14 protein-coding genes are annotated in these 16239 nt (G+C 70.1%); 6 read left to right on the forward strand and 8 right to left on the reverse strand.

The features are described from left to right. Positions 1–6 precede the first annotated feature (6 nt). From CEF10_RS12770 to CEF10_RS12785, 4 genes are all read left to right on the forward strand, one after another. Positions 7–2862, forward strand: coding sequence for a helicase-related protein (locus tag CEF10_RS12770; RefSeq protein WP_101068555.1), 2856 nt, complete (start codon positions 7–9; stop codon positions 2860–2862). 13 nt (positions 2863–2875) lie between these two features. Further along, a complete protein-coding gene (locus tag CEF10_RS12775) occupies positions 2876–3256 on the forward strand; it encodes an RNA-binding S4 domain-containing protein (RefSeq protein ID WP_101068556.1) in 381 nt (126 codons plus the stop codon). Positions 3257–3308: 52 nt separating this feature from the next. Then, positions 3309–3647, forward strand: a complete 339-nt coding sequence (gene fdxA / locus CEF10_RS12780; protein WP_101068557.1) for a ferredoxin FdxA — start codon at positions 3309–3311, stop codon at positions 3645–3647. A 291-nt stretch (positions 3648–3938) separates the two neighbouring features. Continuing rightward, the gene (locus CEF10_RS12785) at positions 3939–4448 is read left to right on the forward strand and encodes a CarD family transcriptional regulator (RefSeq protein ID WP_101068558.1); all 510 of its coding nucleotides are present in this window, start codon (positions 3939–3941) and stop codon (positions 4446–4448) included. 71 nt (positions 4449–4519) lie between these two features. On the opposite strand, the gene cobS is transcribed toward CEF10_RS12785, so the two are convergent. After that, positions 4520–5284 carry an adenosylcobinamide-GDP ribazoletransferase gene (gene cobS, locus CEF10_RS12790; RefSeq protein WP_101068559.1) on the reverse strand — a complete coding sequence of 255 codons (765 nt, stop codon included), beginning with the start codon at positions 5282–5284 and terminating at the stop codon, positions 4520–4522. 76 nt (positions 5285–5360) lie between these two features. On the opposite strand from cobS, the gene cobT reads away from it, so the two are divergent. Beyond that, positions 5361–6377 (forward strand): nicotinate-nucleotide--dimethylbenzimidazole phosphoribosyltransferase, encoded by a 1017-nt coding sequence (cobT, locus tag CEF10_RS12795; RefSeq protein ID WP_101068560.1) that lies wholly within the window; start codon positions 5361–5363, stop codon positions 6375–6377. Positions 6378–6528: 151 nt separating this feature from the next. On the opposite strand, the gene CEF10_RS12800 is transcribed toward cobT, so the two are convergent. The 4 genes from CEF10_RS12800 to CEF10_RS12815 form a co-directional block, all read right to left on the reverse strand. Continuing rightward, positions 6529–8433, reverse strand: coding sequence for a monovalent cation:proton antiporter-2 (CPA2) family protein (locus CEF10_RS12800; protein ID WP_101068561.1), 1905 nt, complete (start codon positions 8431–8433; stop codon positions 6529–6531). Positions 8434–8452: 19 nt separating this feature from the next. Beyond that, the gene (locus tag CEF10_RS12805) at positions 8453–8908 is read right to left on the reverse strand and encodes an Lrp/AsnC family transcriptional regulator (protein WP_101068562.1); all 456 of its coding nucleotides are present in this window, start codon (positions 8906–8908) and stop codon (positions 8453–8455) included. A 356-nt stretch (positions 8909–9264) separates the two neighbouring features. Continuing rightward, complete coding sequence (locus tag CEF10_RS12810; RefSeq protein WP_101068563.1) at positions 9265–11886, reverse strand: hypothetical protein; 2622 nt, start codon at positions 11884–11886, stop codon at positions 9265–9267. Positions 11887–12023: 137 nt separating this feature from the next. Then, positions 12024–13304, reverse strand: coding sequence for an O-acetylhomoserine aminocarboxypropyltransferase/cysteine synthase family protein (locus CEF10_RS12815; RefSeq protein WP_101068564.1), 1281 nt, complete (start codon positions 13302–13304; stop codon positions 12024–12026). Between the two features lie 90 nt (positions 13305–13394). Here CEF10_RS12815 and CEF10_RS12820 point away from each other — a divergent pair, with 90 nt between their 5' ends. Beyond that, a complete protein-coding gene (locus tag CEF10_RS12820) occupies positions 13395–13808 on the forward strand; it encodes a VOC family protein (RefSeq protein WP_101068565.1) in 414 nt (137 codons plus the stop codon). A gap of 59 nt (positions 13809–13867) precedes the next feature. Here CEF10_RS12820 and CEF10_RS12825 read toward each other — a convergent pair whose 3' ends face one another. The 3 genes from CEF10_RS12825 to CEF10_RS12835 form a co-directional block, all read right to left on the reverse strand. Beyond that, complete coding sequence (locus CEF10_RS12825; RefSeq protein WP_101068566.1) at positions 13868–14503, reverse strand: ParA family protein; 636 nt, start codon at positions 14501–14503, stop codon at positions 13868–13870. Between the two features lie 93 nt (positions 14504–14596). Further along, complete coding sequence (locus tag CEF10_RS12830) at positions 14597–14953, reverse strand: hypothetical protein (protein WP_101068567.1); 357 nt, start codon at positions 14951–14953, stop codon at positions 14597–14599. A gap of 255 nt (positions 14954–15208) precedes the next feature. After that, positions 15209–16213: a hypothetical protein gene (locus tag CEF10_RS12835; RefSeq protein ID WP_101068568.1), complete on the reverse strand. Its 1005-nt coding sequence runs from the start codon at positions 16211–16213 to the stop codon at positions 15209–15211. Between the last annotated feature and the right edge of the window lie 26 nt (positions 16214–16239).

Here is a 16239-nt window from a genome sequence, read left to right on the forward strand (position 1 = left end):
CGACCGATGGCCGAGCAGTCAAGGATCCTCGCGGTCCTGGGGCCGACGAACACGGGCAAGACGCATTTCGCGATCGACCGCATGCTGGCCCACCGCACCGGCGTGATCGGGCTGCCACTGCGGTTGCTGGCACGCGAGGTCTACGAACGCATCAAGGCGGCACGCGGCCCGTCGGTGGTGGCGTTGGTCACGGGCGAGGAACGCATCGTGCCCGAGCGCACCCAGTACTGGGTCTGTACCGTCGAGGCGATGCCGGAGGGGCTCGGCGCCGATTTCGTGGCCATTGACGAGATCCAGCTGTGCGCCGATCCCGAGCGCGGGCACGTCTTCACCGACCGGCTCCTGCGCATGCGCGGCCAGCACGAGACGCAGTTCCTGGGCGCACACACCATGCGCGGCACGATCGGGGCGCTCGTGCCGGGGGTGGAGTTCGTGGGCCGCGAGCGGATGTCGCGGCTGTCCTTCGCGGGGCGGCGCAAGATTTCCAAGATGCCAAGCCGAAGCGCCATCGTGGGTTTCTCGGTGGAAAGCGTTTATGCCACCGCCGAGCTGCTGCGCCGGCAGAAGGGTGGCGCGGCGGTGGTCATGGGGGCGCTCAGCCCGCGCACGCGCAACGCGCAGGTGGCGCTTTATCAGAACGGCGATGTCGATCACCTGGTGGCCACCGATGCCATCGGCATGGGGCTGAACCTCGATATCGACCATGTGGCGTTCTCGTCCCTGACCAAGTTCGACGGCCGCCGGATGCGCCCGCTGGCGCCCAACGAACTTGCCCAGATCGCCGGCCGCGCGGGGCGGGGGATGCGCGACGGCAGCTTCGGCGTGACCGGCGAGGCCCCCGACCTGCCCGACGAGGTGGCGCAGGCGATCATGGATCACCGCTTCACCCCGGTAAGCAAGTTGCAGTGGCGCAACCCCAGGCTGCCGTTCGGCAACATCGACGCGCTGATCGCCGCGCTCGAGGCGAAGCCGGACAACCCGCTCCTGATGCGTGCGCGCGAGGCCGACGACCTCGGCGCGCTCAAGACGCTGTCCGGCCGCGAGGCCGTGCGCGCCCGCGCCACCGACGGCCCCTCGGTGCGGCTGTTGTGGGATGTCTGCCGGATTCCGGATTTCCGCGGCATCAGCCATGCCGAGCACGCCGGCCTGCTGGAATCGATTTTCGGCCATCTGAACGAACACGGGCGCCTGCCCGAGGACTGGCTGGCGCGGCAGGTCAGGCGCATCGACCGCACCGACGGCGACATCGACACGCTGTCGCGCAGGCTTGCGCATATCCGCACATGGACGTATGTCGCGCAGCGCCGCGGCTGGGTGGAGGACGAAACCCATTGGCGCGAAGCAACGCGCGCGATAGAAGACAGGGTGTCGGACGCGTTGCACGAGCGTCTGACCCAGCGGTTCGTGGACCGGCGCACCTCGGTGCTGATGCGCCGGCTCAAGCAGAAGGAGGCCATGGTGGCCGAAGTGAACGACGCAGGCGAAGTCACGGTCGAGGGCGAGTTCGCCGGCCGCATGGAGGGCTTCCGCTTCATCCAGGACAAGGCGGCCACCGGGCAGGAGGCCAAGACGCTGCGGCAGGCCAGCCTCAAGGCGCTGGCCCCGCATTTCCACCTCAAGGCCGACCGGTTCTACAACGCCCCGGACACCGAGATCGACTTCACCGACCAGGGCGGGCTGATGTGGGGCGAGCAGGCCGTGGGCAAGCTCGTCGCCGGCGAGGATCCGCTCAGGCCGCGCGCCGAGGCCTTCGTGGATGACGAGGCCGGTGCCGAGGTCGTCCAGAAGGTGCAGCGCCGCCTGCAACATTTCATCGACCGGCGCATCGCCACGCTGTTCGAGCCCTTGCTGAACATCCAGCGCGACGAGACGCTCACCGGGCTCGCGCGCGGCTTCGGGTTCCGCATGGTCGAGGCGCTGGGCGTGATCCCGCGCGGCGAGGTTGCCGAGGAGGTGCGCGCCCTCGATCAGGAGGCGCGCGGCCAGCTGCGCAAGCACGGCGTGCGCTTCGGCCAGTTCACAATCTTCATGCCCCTGTTGCTCAAACCGGCGCCGACGCGGCTGCGACTGGTGCTCTGGGCGCTGCACAACGGGCTGGACACCTTCCCCGAGGCGCCTCCGCCGGGCCTGGTGACCGTCCCCGCGGCCAGCGATGCGCCGCGCGGCTATCATTCCATGGCCGGTTACCGCGCGGCCGGAACCCGCGCGATCCGCATCGACATGCTGGAAAGGCTGGCTGACCTGCTGCGCGCCGAGGACAGCCGCGCGGGCTTCGAGGCCACCGCCGACATGCTGTCGATCACCGGCATGACGCTGGAGCAGTTCGCCGAGCTGATGCAGGGCCTGGGGTACCGGGCCGAGCGCGGCGAACGCGAGAAGGTGAAACCGGCCGATGCCGCGGCGGCCGCGCCCGCCGAGGAGGCCGCCCCGCCGGCCCGTGCCGACGCCCCGACCGCGGACGACGCCGTGGATTCCATTGCCGACAAGGGGGCGGCGCCGGTGGCCGAGGAGCCGCCACAGGCGGGCGAAGTCCCCGCCGAGATCCCCGCCGCGGGCGAGGACGCGCCGGAGCTGCCCCCCGGCGAGACGCCGGATGCCGACGCGGCCGAGCGCGAGGTGTACTACGTTTTCACTTGGGCGCGCACGCGGGGCGGCAAGCCCGACGCGGCCGGCAAGACGCGCCAGAAGCCGCAGAAGAAACGCGGCAAGCCCAAGGGCGCGGCAGCCGGCGCGGATGACGGCAAGCGGTCGCGCCAGTACTCGGCCAAACCGGACAAGAAGGGCAAGGGCGGCAAGGCCGACATGATCGATCCCGACAATCCCTTCGCCGCCGCGCTCATGGGGCTGAAGGACAAGTCGTGAGGCGGCCCGAGCCGTGACCGGTCCGGCCGAAAAGACCCGCCTCGACAAGTGGCTGTGGCAGGCGCGCTTCTTCAAGACGCGCGCGATCGCGGCGCGGCTGGCGGGTGGCGGGCGCATCCGCGTGAACGGCGCACGCATCGAGAAGCCCGCGCACCAGGTGGCGCCGGGGGACGTGCTGACGTTTCCGCAGGCACGGCGCGTGCGCGTGGTGCGCATCCTCGCCCTTGGCGAGCGTCGCGGCCCGGCGCCCGAGGCCCGCGCGCTTTACGAGGACATGACGGAAGACGCGCCGGAAAACGATGTTCCCCGCGCCCCGCGCTACGAGGGAAAGGGTCGGCCGACGAAACGCGACCGGCGCAAACTCGACCGGAATGATCCCGGGGCGCTTGATTGACCCCCGTCGCTGGATTAGCTAGGCGGCAAGACGTCTATCATGAGAGACCGAAATGACCTATGTCGTCACCGACAATTGCATCGAGTGCAAATACACCGACTGCGTCGAAGTCTGCCCCGTGGACTGTTTTTACGAGGGCGAGAACATGCTGGTCATCCATCCTGACGAATGCATCGACTGCGGGGTCTGCGAACCCGAATGCCCCGCCGACGCCATCCGCCCGGACACCGAACCGGACATGGAGAAATGGGTCGAGTTCAACCGCAAGTACTCCGAGAAATGGCCGGTGATCGTGACCAAGAAGGATGAACTGCCCAATGCCGAGCCCCGCGATGGCGAGACCGGAAAGCTGGAGAAGTACTTTTCCGAGAACCCGGGCGAGGGTGGCTGACACCCGCGCGCGCGACCGATTCGCGCCGCGGTGCGGCATCCGGACTTGAATTTCGCGGCGCAGTTCCCAGATAATTCACGCAAAACAAATGTTCCCGGCGCGGCGGCCTTCCGGGGCGGCGCAAAATGTGATACATTTCCGTTACAGAAGAGGAAAGCTGCCGTTGTTCATTGTCCCGGGCGCCGCCACCGGTGATGGACGCCTTTCGCCCGGTAATGCTGCTTCCCTGGCTCGGTGGGGGCCTTGGGGGGCGGTGTTTGCGCCGGACATGTGCTTGCGAGGAAGACCTGAATGAGCAAAACCAAGAAATCCGAGTTTCGTCCCAACGACTATGTCGTCTACCCCGCGCACGGCGTGGGCCAGATCGTCTCGATCGAGGAACAGGAAATCGCCGGCCTGCCGCTGGAGCTTTTCGTTATCTCTTTCGAGAAGGACAAGATGACGTTGCGCGTGCCGACCGACAAGGCAAGCGAAATCGGGATGCGCTCGCTGTCCAGCCCCGACGTGGTGTCGAAGGCCATCTCGACGCTCAAGGGCAAGGCGAAGGTGAAGCGCGCGATGTGGTCGCGGCGTGCGCAGGAGTATGAGCAGAAGATCAACTCCGGCGACCTGATCGCCATTGCCGAGGTCGTCCGCGACCTGCACCGCGCCGACGACCAGCGCGAGCAGAGCTATTCCGAGCGTCAGCTCTACGAGGCGGCGCTGGAGCGGCTGACACGCGAACTCGCGGCCGTGAGCGGCGGCGACGAGGTGCAGGCGGCCAAGGAAGTTGACGAGGTTCTGGTATCCCGGGCGGCCTGACGGGCCGCGACGGAGGGTGATATTCCGGGCCGCGTCCCCACGGGGCGCGGCCCTGCGCGTTGCATGGGCCGTCAGGCGGCAAGAGTCGCCAGAACCGCGATTTCCGCCAGTTGCTGGGCCGCGCCCAGCACGTCGCCCGTCTGCCCGCCGATCCGGGTGCGCGCGAGTGCGCCCAGCCCCCACGTGAGCAGCGCCGCCCAGATTGCCGCCGGGATCGCCGCCCATCCCAGCAGGACGAGCGCGGCGCCCGCGGCGACCGCCGCCGCCAGCACGGCCGCGCGTGGCGTGGCCGCGCCGACACCGCGCGACAACCCGCCGTCGCGGGCATGTGGCAGGACGGCCATCAGCGGCACCATCGCGGCGCGCGACAGCGCGCCGGCCGCCATCAGCGCGGCCAGCCCGGCGCCCGAACCGGCCTCCAGCACGATCCACAGCGCGGCCCAGCGCGCCGCGAGCCCCAGCACCAGCGCGATCACGCCGTAGGCGCCGATGCGGCTGTCCTTCATGATCGCCAGCCGGTCCGCGCGGTCCCAGCCGCCCCAGAACCCGTCGGCGCAATCGGCCAGCCCGTCCTCGTGCATCGCGCCCGTGGCCGCGATGCCGGCGGCCAGCGCGGCGAGCGCCGCCAATTGCGCCGGCAGGCCAAGGCCCAGCGCCACGGCCGCGGCCAGGCCGGCGACACCGCCCAGCATCAACCCCGCCAAGGGGTAGGCCCACGCGGCCGCAGCGCCACGGTGCATCGCCGCGGCGTCGAGCGGAACGGGCAGCCGGCTGAGCAGCCCGAGCGCCGCCGAGACGTCGCGCAGAGCGGTCGCGAAGGGGTCGGTTTTTCTCATCCGAGGGTCCGTTTCAGGCTGTGCTCGCGTGCTGTCCGCGATACACAGGCGCGGCGCAAAGTTCAACGAGGGGACCATGACGCAGGATTTCGACAGCCTCGACGCGTTCGCGGACCGGCTCGCAGCCGTGCCGGGACCCGACGCCGCGGCGCGCGACCGTGCCGTTGCCCGCGACGCCGAGCTGACGAAGCCACCGGGGTCGCTGGGCCGCCTGGAAGAGCTGGCCGCATGGTACTGCGCCTGGCGCGGCGATGAACGCCCGCGCATCACCGCGCCGCAGGTGATCGTCTTTGCCGGCAACCACGGGGTGACGGCGCAGGGCGTATCGGCCTTCCCGCCCGAGGTGACGGCGCAGATGGTCGGGAACTTTCGTCATGGCGGTGCCGCGGTGAACCAGCTTGCCGAGATATCGGGCGCGCGCGTGGACGTGCATGCGCTGTCGCTGGAGACCCCGACGGCCGATTTCACGCGGGGCCCGGCGATGACCGAGGCCGAGGCGGTAACAGCGCTGCGAGCCGGCTGGCAGGCCGTCGATCCGGCGGCGGACCTGCTGGTCACCGGCGAGATGGGGATCGGCAACACGACCTCAGCCGCGGCGTTGGCCCATGCGCTTTTCGGCGGGCAGGCGGCCGACTGGACGGGCCGCGGCACCGGTGTCCCCGAGGCGGGGGTGGCGCACAAGGCCGAGGTGGTGGCGCGCGGGCTGGCAGCCAACCCGGAAGCACGGGGAAACGCCTTGGCTGCGCTGCGTTGCCTCGGCGGGCGCGAACTGGCGGCGATGGCTGGCGCCATCGCCCGGGCACGGCAGCTGCGTATCCCCGTCATCCTGGACGGGTTCATATGCACCGCCGCGGCGGCCTGTCTGGAACGGGCCCGGCCCGGGGCGCTGGATCACGCGGTGGCCGGCCACCGCAGCGCCGAGGCCGCGCACGGGGCACTGCTGGCGCGGCTGGGCAAGGCGCCGTTGCTCGATCTGGGCATGCGGCTGGGCGAGGGCTCGGGCGCGGCGCTGGCCATCGGTGTGCTGCGCGGTGCACTGGCCTGCCATTCGGGCATGGCGACCTTCTCGGAGGCCGGCGTCTCCGGCGCCTGAGGGGCGGGCGCGTCGGGGCACGCGGTTTCGCGCTTGGCCGCACGGAAACGCGTCGCTGCCGGGCCGGATGCGCTGTCGTGCCGCCGGCCCGGTGATGGCCCCGTCACGGGGCCGGACGCTGGCGCTCTTTACCCGTGGCGGGGCGGGGCGGTCATTCCCCGGCTTCGCGCGCGGCCTCCGCCGCGCCGTCCTCGAGCTGTGACAGCAGCATCGTCTCCAGGTCCTTTTCCAGATCGCGCGCACGCTGGATGTAGGCCGCGTTTTCCGCGGTGGGAATGTCCGGGTCCCACAGCGCGGCCAGTTCGCGCACCGACTGGCGGTCGTGCTGGTAGAAGGTCTGCTCCAGCTCGGCGGCCTCGAATTCGCTGAGGCCGATGTTCTCGAGCACGTAACGCCCCGCGCGCAGCGAGCTGTCGAACAGCTCGCGCACGATGTGGTCGGCACCCGCCTTGTAGAGCCGGAAAACATGCGTGCGGTCGCGCGCCCGGGCGACGATCCGCAGGTCGGGGCGTTCGCGGCGCGCGTATTCCACCAGCCGGGTGGTGTCTTCGGGGTTGTTGAGCGCGGCCACGAGGATCCGCGCCTCGTCCAGCCCGGCGGCATGCAGCAGCTCGGGCCGGGTGGGGTCGCCGAAGAACCCCTTGATGCCGAACCGGCGCATGCGCTGGATGGTGTTGAGGTCGTGGTCAAGCACCACCGTCCGGTAACCCGAGGAACGCACGAGACGGTTGACGATCTGCCCGAACCGGCCGATGCCCGCGATGATGATCGGGGCGCGTTCGTCGATATGGTCGGGTTCCCGCGCCTCGGCCGCCTCGCTTGTCATGCGCCGCGACAGCCATTCGTAGGTCATGAACAAAAGCGGCGTGATCAGCATGGTCATGCCGACCACCAGAAGAAGCGTTTCCGACAGCGCGGGCGGCAGGACGTGCTGCTGATCGGAAAACGCGATCAGCACGAAGCCGAATTCGCCCGCCTGCGCCAGCCCCAGCGTGAACAGCCACAGGTCGCGGCCGCGCAGGTCGAAGGCACGCCCCAGCAGGTAGAGGATGCAACCCTTGACCAGGATGACGGCCAGCGCGAGGCCCATGATCGTTCCCGGCGCGCCGATCAGCGTGGCGAAATCGATGCCCGCGCCCACGGTGATGAAGAACAGGCCCAGCAGCAGCCCCTTGAAGGGGGCGATGTCGCTTTGCAACTCGTGGCGGAACTCGCTGCTGGCCAGCACCACCCCGGCAAGGAAGGCGCCAAGCGCCGGCGACAGCCCGACCAGGTTCATCAGGAAGGCGATGCCCACCACGATCAGAAGCGCCAGCGCGGTGTACATCTCGCGCAGGCGCGCGGCGTGGATGAACCGGAAGACCGGCCGCGTCAGGTAGATGCCGGTCAGGATGATCGCGGCCACGGCGCCGAGGGTGACCAGCGTCACCCCCCAGCCGGGCAGACCCTCCACCAGCGAAAGCGCTGCGCCGTGCGCCCCCTCGGCCGTGTCGCCTTCTGCCCCGCGTTCCAGGACTTCGCCAAGCACCACCTCGGGCGGCTTGGGCATGGCCAGCAACGGCAGCGCCGCCAGCATCGGGATCACCGCGATGTCCTGCGTCAGCAGGACCGAGAAGGTTGACCGCCCGCCGCCGGTCTGCATCAGCCCCTTTTCCGAAAGGGTCTGCAACACGATCGCGGTTGACGACAGCGCGAAGATGAGTCCGGCGGCCAGGGCGATGCTCCAGGGCTGGCCCAGCGCCATGGCGCCCACCATAACCGCCAGCGTGGTCACCCCGATCTGCAAGCCGCCCAGCCCCAGAAGGCGGTGGCGCATGTCCCACAGCGCGCGTGGCTCCAGCTCCAGCCCGATGAGGAACAGCATCATGACCACGCCGAATTCGGCGAAATGCTGGATCTCCTTCGTTTCGTGGCCCACCAGGCCCAGCGCCGGCCCGACGAGGATACCGGCAGCGAGGTACCCCAGCACCGAGCCCAGCCCCAGACGCGCGGCCAGCGGCACGGCGATGACCGCCGCGGCCAGGTAGATCGAGGCCTGGAACAGGAAACCTTCCATCAGCGGCTCCTTCGCGGGGTCAGGTGGGCAGGGGGGCGTCGGATTTGCATTGGTCCATCACGATCCGGCTGTGCACGCGGTCCACCGCGTCGTGCGGCAGAAGAACATCGTGCACAAGTGCGTTGAGCGCGCCCAGGTCGGGGCAAGAGACGCGCAAGAGCCATTCGGCGCAGCCCGTCAGCGTCCAGGCACTGACAACCTCGCGCCGGGTTTCGACAAGCCGCAGGAAGCTGCGGGCATGATCCCTGCCGCGCGCGTTGAGCTGTACCTGCACGAAGGCCTGCAGGGCCAGCCCCAGCTGCCGTGGGTCCAGCCGCGCGGTGTCGCTGCGGATGACGCCCGCCGCCTCCAATCGCTGGCGCCGGCGGCCCGCCTGGCTCGGCGAACGGCCGAGCCGTTCACCCGGTTCCTGCGCGGTCGGATGGGCGGTTTTCTGCGGGGCGGCGAGAAGGCGTGTATCGGTTTCGTCAAGCATATGCGGACATTTAGCCCGATTTGTAACAGCGACGCAAATCCGGCGCGCCCGTTGCCGCAAATGGCGAGGACTCCGCGCGATCCTTGGGCATCGAGGCACCCATCGTGCAGCGTGCGTGCCGTATACGACAGCAAACCCCGCGCGCCCGGTCGCGCACGGCGCGCTGCAGACGCCGATCACCGAAGGGGCCGCGCGCGAACCGGCGTTTCCGGGGCGATCGGGCGCGGGCCGGATCGCACCGGCGGGCCGAGGCATTCGCCCCGACTGGCGGTGATCCGGCTTCGCGCCTTGCCGTGCGATGAATCCGGGCAAGGCGCATGGCGGAACCTGCAGCCCCGGCGCGGTGCGGCCGTGCCTCAGCCCTGGGGCATCCGCAGGATGACGCTCTGACCGCGCTTGACGTAGCGCAGTTGCTCCGCGCCGATCGCGGCCACGCGGCCGCCGTCGAGCTCGTCGCCCACCTTGACCTTGCGGTAGCGCCCGTTGGCCAGCCGCACCAGCGCGCGCCGGTCGGCCGTCTCGCCGTATACCCCGATCAGGTTGATACGGCGCAGGTTGATTCGGTTGCGCTCGGTGGCCTGCTTTGCCACCGACGCGCGCGTCGGTTGCTCGGGCGCGAGGGCCGCCGCCCGCGTGTTCTCGGCGCGGTCGCGGTCCTCGGCGCGCAGCCGCGCGGCCCGCTCCGCGAGGTCGCCGGGGCGCGCGCTGGGCTTGAGCGAGGCGGTCACGGCCTGCGGCGTGGTGTCCTCGAAGAAACCGGCCTCCTCGTCCTGGGCCTCGCGGATCGCTTCCTCGACGGCGTCAGGGTCCGGCGCGGCCGGGGCGGCCTCGGCATCGTTCGTGATCTCTTCGGGGGCAAGCGCCTCGGGGCGCACGCGGGGCCGCAATTCGCTGTCGGCGGCCTCTTCGCCGGCGCGCTCCGGCAAGGCCGCGGGACGAACCCGCGGGCGCACCTCGCCCATCCGCGCGAGATCCTCTTCCGAGATCAGCCCGACCCCCGGGCCAAGGCGCCGCGGCGTCGGCGGCGGCACCGCGGCCGGGTCGCCCAGGAAGACTCGCACGCCCTGCGGGGTCAGCGCGCCCTCCTCGGTGGCCTGCACGAAACCACGGTCGTCGTATTCGTATTCCGTGTCCGGCGGCGGAGGAATGCCGGGGCTGACCGGGCGCCGGTCCGTCCGGGCGTCGGCAGGGTCGGGCAGGGCCACGGCATCGAGCTTGGGCACGTCCCCGTCGATCGTCGCGATCGAGAGATCCTCCAGCCGCGCCGCTTGCGGCGCGGCCATTTCCGGCGGCGCGCGCTGCCAGATGCCGGTCGCGGCGTAGCGCGCGCGGGCTTCGTCCGGCGTCAGCGGCTCGGGCTCGTCCGGCGGGGCAGGGGCGGTGATCTCTTCCTCGGCCTGCGGGGCCGGTTCAGGGTCCGCGGCGCCGGTATCGTCCGGCAGTGCCGCGACCTCGCGGCCCGTGTCCGCCTCCGGCGCGGCGGGATCTTCGCTCGCGGCCTCTTCAGGTGCCGGAAGCTGCGCGCCGGCCGCCGGGGGATCAGCCGTCGATGGGCTCGTGTCCTGCGCGTCGGCGATCCCGGCGTCAGGGACCTCGGCGGACGCCGTCTCGGTCGTGCCGGCCGTGTCGCCACGCAGCGCGCGCGACAGCGGCGTGTCCAGGAACAGGGCGGCCCAGCCGCCCACGGCCAACAGCACGGCGATCAGGGCCACCGCGAAGATCAGCCCGCCGTTGCGCCGGGTGTCCTGCCGCTCGACGTTCAGGCCGGCGGGCGGTCCGACCGGCCCGGCGATGGGCTCGGGTTCTTCGCGCTTGCCGATGGAGGCGATTCGCTCGCGCGCCTTCCTGTGCAGTTTGCCCGGTGCCGCGGTTGCCTGCCGGGCAAGCGTGGACCCGAGTGCCCGGCGGTGCAGCTTCTGCGGGGCCTCGACGACCCGCCGTGCCGCCGGGCGCGCCTTGCGGACCGCTTCCGCGATCCGCGCCTTGCCACCGTTCCCCGCAGCGGGGGATTTGCGGAGGCCGCCGGACGGCTGCCGCGTTCGCGTGGTGGCCTCGTGCGGGGTTTCATCACCGGCGCCCTTCCGCCACTGCGCGAAAGTTCCCGCAAGGTGCGGCGTGTGCGCCACGGGGGGGCGCGATCCGGCCGGCTTCTGCCCGGGTTTGCCCTTTGCCTTCCGCGCGGCCTTGCCGGACTTGCCCTTGGAGCTGGCCGCGTCGTCGGCGGCACGGATGCTGGTGAAGGCCGTCGCGGGGGCGGGTTCAGGCTCCGGCGCGTCCCCGCGGTCTGAGGGAGAGGCGGCCGGCGGCTCGGCAGCGGGCGTTGGCGGCTGTTCCGGTCTTGCCGGTCCGGTGGCACCCGTCGCCGGCGTCGCGGTGCTTTCGGACGCGGCGGCGGCGGGGATGTCGGCGGGCACTTCGGGCGGCTCGGGCAGATGCGCTGCGCCCACGATCTCCACCGGCGCGGAGTCGCGTTCGATGGTTTCGTTGCCGCAGGTTTCGGCGGCGTGAGCCGTCGGGCCGAAGAAAGGTTCGCCCACGAAGGCGCCGGGGGGCGGAACTGCCACGAAGCCGAGCGGGTTGAAGCGGTGGTCGAGCGCGAAGCTCTCGGCCTCTTGCAGGGTCTCGCGCGCAACGGCGGCAATGTAGGTGCGCGTTCCGTCCGTCGACCAGTCGTAGACGAGGTCGTCCACCGCATACGGTGTGGCCCCGTCGAGGGCATCGCGCACGGCCTGCTCGGTGTCCTGACCTTCGCCCGCGGCAGGGATGTCGAGATAGCGTATCTGCTCGACGGGGATCACCAGCTTGCTGCGCAGGCCAGAGGCGTCGAGCGCGCCCGCCTTGTCGCGCAACGCGGCCAGCGCGCCTGCGAGATCGTCCGACTCCAGCGCGGCCTCGCCGACCAGATGCCAGCCGCGATGGGCCCGGTGCAGAAGGCCGATCCCTTCGAACGACAGGGTCAGGGCAAAATTCGGTTTCATCGTCACAGCAGTAACATCGCGCGCGGACGCGCGAAAATCCCCTCCGGTTCTGCGCGATATTACAGCAGGTTATCGCCGAGGGAAAGGGCAAGCCCGGCGGCGCGACGAACGGCGCCGCCGGGCTTGCCCCGCGGGGGTCAACCGGTGGCCTTGGCCAGCCCCTGATCAAGGTCGGCGATGATGTCGTCGGCGTCCTCGATCCCGATGGAGATGCGCACCACATCCGGCTCGGCGCCGGCGGCGGCCTGTTGCTCGGGCGTGAGCTGGCGGTGGGTGGTCGAGGCGGAGTGGATGATCAGTGAGCGCGTGTCGCCAAGGTTGGCGACATGGCTGAACAGCTCGAGGCTGTCGACCAGTTTCACGCAGGCGTCGTAGCCGTCCTTGAGTGCCACGGTGAACAGGCCGCCCGCGCCCCTGGGGCAGATGTCCTTGACCCGCGAGAAGTAGGGCGAGCTGTCCAGCCCGGCATAGGTGACGTGATCCACCGCCGGGTGTTTTTCCAGCCATCCCGCGACCTTGCGGGCATTCTCGCAGTGGCGTTCCATGCGCAGGCTCAGCGTTTCGATTCCCAGAAGCGTGTAATGCGCGGCCTGCGGGTTCAACGTCATGCCCAGGTCGCGCAGCCCTACCGCGATGCCGTGGAAGGTGAAGGCCAGCGGGCCGAACGTCTCGTGGAATTTCAGCCCGTGGTAGGCCGGCTCGGGTTCGGAGAGCGAGGGGAACTTGCCGCTGGCCGACCAGTTGAAATTGCCCGAATCCACGACCACGCCGCCGGTGACCGTGCCGTTGCCGGTGAGGAACTTGGTCATCGAGTGCACGACCAGCGTCGCGCCGTGCTCGATGGGGCGGCACAGGTAGGGCGTGGCCGAGGTGTTGTCCACGATGAGCGGCAGCCCGGCCTCGTCCGCGACCTTGGCCACGGCGTTCAGGTCGGCGATATGGCCGCCCGGGTTGGCTATGGATTCGCAGAACACCGCGCGGGTGTCGTCGTCGATCGCGGCGCGGATCGCGTCGGCATCGTCGATGTCGACGAACTTGGCCGACCAGCCGAAGCGCTTGATCGTCTGGCTGAACTGCGTGACCGAGCCACCGTAGAGCCGGGTGGAAACGACCACGTTGCACCCTGGCCCCATCAGCGGGAACAGCGCCATGATCTGCGCCGCGTGTCCCGAGGAACAGCAGACCGCGCCGGCGCCGCCTTCCAGCGTCGCCATGCGCTCCTGCAGCACCGCGACCGTCGGGTTCGTGAGCCGCGAGTAGATGTAGCCGACCTCCTGGAGGTTGAACAGCGCCGCGGCATGGTCCGCGTCCCGGAACACGTAGGCCGTGGTCTGGTACACGGGTGTCTGCCGTGCTCCGGTTGCGGGATCGGGGCGGGCGCCGGCATGGATCTGCAGGGTGTCGAAGCCGTAGGCCATGGAGTCCTCCTGTTGAAGCTTGGACAATTGTGTAGGATATCGCGGTGACCCTCACAACTCTCGCCATTCCTCCCGGCGACAGGAGCCGCCATGCCGCACCCGTTCCACCTTGCCTTCAACGTCGACGATCTGGATGCCGCGCGGGCCTTCTACGGCGACACGCTTGGCGCGACCGAGGGGCGCTCGGCCGAGACATGGGTCGATTTCGACTTCTTCGGCCATCAGCTCAGCCTGCATCTGGGGACGCCGTTCGAGACGCGCACGACCGGGAAGGTGGGCGCGCACATGGTGCCCATGCCCCATTTCGGCGTCGTGCTGCCGCTGGCCGAGTGGCGCGCGCTGGCGCGCCGGCTGGAAGAGGCCGGAATCGATTTCGTCCTGTCCCCGCAGGTGCGGTTCGAGGGCCAGCCGGGCGAGCAGTGGACGATGTTCTTTCGCGACCCGGCGGGCAATCCCATCGAGATCAAGGGGCTGCCCGACGAGAGCGCGCTTTTCGCAAGTTGACCGCGCCTTGGCCTTCGCGGCGGGGCAGTTGCCCGGACTGCCCCGGTGGCACCGCGCGCCTACCCGGCCTCTGCGTCCAGCAGCGCCAGGATCGGCTGCCACTGCGCCTGCATCTCGCGATAGGGTTTCTGCGTGCGGTCGAATACGCTCAGCCCGTTCCGCGCCAGCTCGCCGTAGGCCGCGCGCTCGGAAATGCAGGCCAGCGGCGGTTCGCCCATACCTGCCAGGGCGTCTGCCAGGGCCTCGAAGGCCCGGGAACGTGGCCGCACGCGGTTGGCGATCACGCGGATGTCCGCCTTGCCCTTGCGCACGCGCTTGATCTCGCGGAGTTTCTTGAGGAAACGCCGCGTGCTGTCCTCGTCGATCCACGACGGGGTCAGCGGCACCAGCACAAGCGTGGCCTCGGCCACCAGATCCTTGGCGCCGCCGCGGTTCAGGCTGCCCGGGGAATCCACCACCAGCCAGTCGGCCTTTTTCGGCGCGTCGCCCACGGCCGTCGACGCGCTCCAGTCGCGCCGCTTGATCGGGGCGGCGTCCTCGGGGCGGCGCTTCAGCCAGCGCAGCGCGGATTTCTGCCGGTCGGCGTCGGCCAATGCCACGCGATCGCCGCGCGCCGCAAGCGCGGCGGCCACCGTGACCGCTGTCACTGTCTTGCCGGTCCCGCCCTTCGGGTTGGCGACAAGGATCGTCTTCATCGGCCCGTCCTCCTTGTGCCGGTCAGTCGCCGCGCGCGTCGTGCGCCCCCCGGGCGGAGCGACCGTTGCCGGCCCGGGCGGATCGGTCAATCCCTAGTCGCGCCCGTCATAATCGGGGGAGTCGGCGCCGGCTAGGCGGCCGGATCCGGCGGCGTGCAGCCGGCCCGCGACGTCGCGAGGGTGGTGGCGGGCAAGACCGTGTACAATGGCTGTGTCATGCCAGCGCCCGCCAGTCTGCTCATAATTGCGCGGCCCGGTGCCGAGGTCGGTCGCCTCATCCGAAGGGGTGTCAGGCGGCTCGCCCACGATCCGCCGCACCACTTTCCTGCAATCTCCGCCCGGGCACCGGTAGGCCTCTGCGTTGATGACGACCTCCGTCCAGTCCGCACCGGCCGCCAGCGATTGCGGCACGTAATCCCGCGTGGTGTAGATCTTGCCGTCAACTTCCAAGGTCCCGGAAAAAGGTCGTTCCCAGCCCACAACCGGACAGAAGCCCGACCAGGGCCGCGGACAGGGTGACGGTTGCGCCGCGATGAATCATTTCCGATACCTCCCCGCTTCACGTGTCGCTCCGGCCTCGCCCGATGCCCCGCCTTCTGGTGTCAATCTACCAGACACGGCCCCCGCGACGAAAGCGCGCAGGGGTTTCCCCGGCCGGCGGATCCTGCTGAGGAAAGCGCCGAGACGCCCGCGCGAAATCGAGGGTCACCGCATCCAGAAGCCGTTGCGCTTGATCGTGTTGCGGATGGCCTTTTCCTTGTGCGGCAGGTTCTCGCGGTCGAAGAGCGCGCGCACCTTGTGCCCGCGGCCCTGGAAGATCATGCGCTTCATCGGGTCGTGCCCCTTGAGCGCCTTCTTGATCCAGTTGGGCGCGGTGACCTGCTCGAGCACCTCGACCGCCCGGTCGGATTCGCGCGCGTAGAGCAGCGGCAACAGCCGGTAGTGGCAGGTGACCTCGCCATCCAGCAGCCCGGGCGGAAGGGTGTCGCGTCCGCCGCCAAGGGCGTGGATCACCAGCGGCAGCGCGACCTGGTCGAGCCAGGGATCGAGGCTCTGGCACACCAGTTCGGCCGGCGGGTCGTCGCGGATCGACAGGGCGTAATCGAGGAAGCGTTGCCCGAAGACGCGCGGGCAGCGGTAGAAGAAGAAGCCCGCGTTGAAATAGAGGTACCGCCGCCAGTGTTCGTCGGGCTGGCCCCGGTCCAGAGAACTTTCGAAATCCAGCCCGAACCGGTCGTAGAGCGATTTCCAGATGGCGGTGTAACCGGGGCCGTAAAGCTCGATCTCGGGCCAGGTGCCCTCGCGCCGCAGCGAGGCGGTGGGCCGCGCGAAATCGAATGGCACCGCGGACAGGTCCCCGGTGACCAGCGTGTCGGTGTCGAAGAACACGAACGGCTCGCCCTCGGGCAGCGCGAGCAGCGCCTCGATCTTGTTGCCGTAGGGGTAGGCGTCCCCGAAGTGGCGCGCCTCGAACGGCAGGATCTCGGCGCCCAGACGGTGAAGCGCCGCGCGCGTGTCGTCGCCGCGCATGCGCGGGTCGGCGCCCCACAGCGGGCCGGGCTGGGGCTCGGCCACGAACAGCCGCCCGGTGAAATCGGGGCTCATCGCGCGCAGTGAGGCGGCGAAAACGACGGCCTCGTACTGCAGGCGCCCGGCCTGGCCCACGACCACGACGTTGAAACTCTGGCTTTTGTCTGCCCGCCCGGCCATACTTTCGCGTGCCCTGCCCGTACTGG

Source organism: Roseovarius salinarum (assembly GCF_002834145.1).
Taxonomy (GTDB): Bacteria; Pseudomonadota; Alphaproteobacteria; order Rhodobacterales; family Rhodobacteraceae; genus Roseovarius; species Roseovarius salinarum.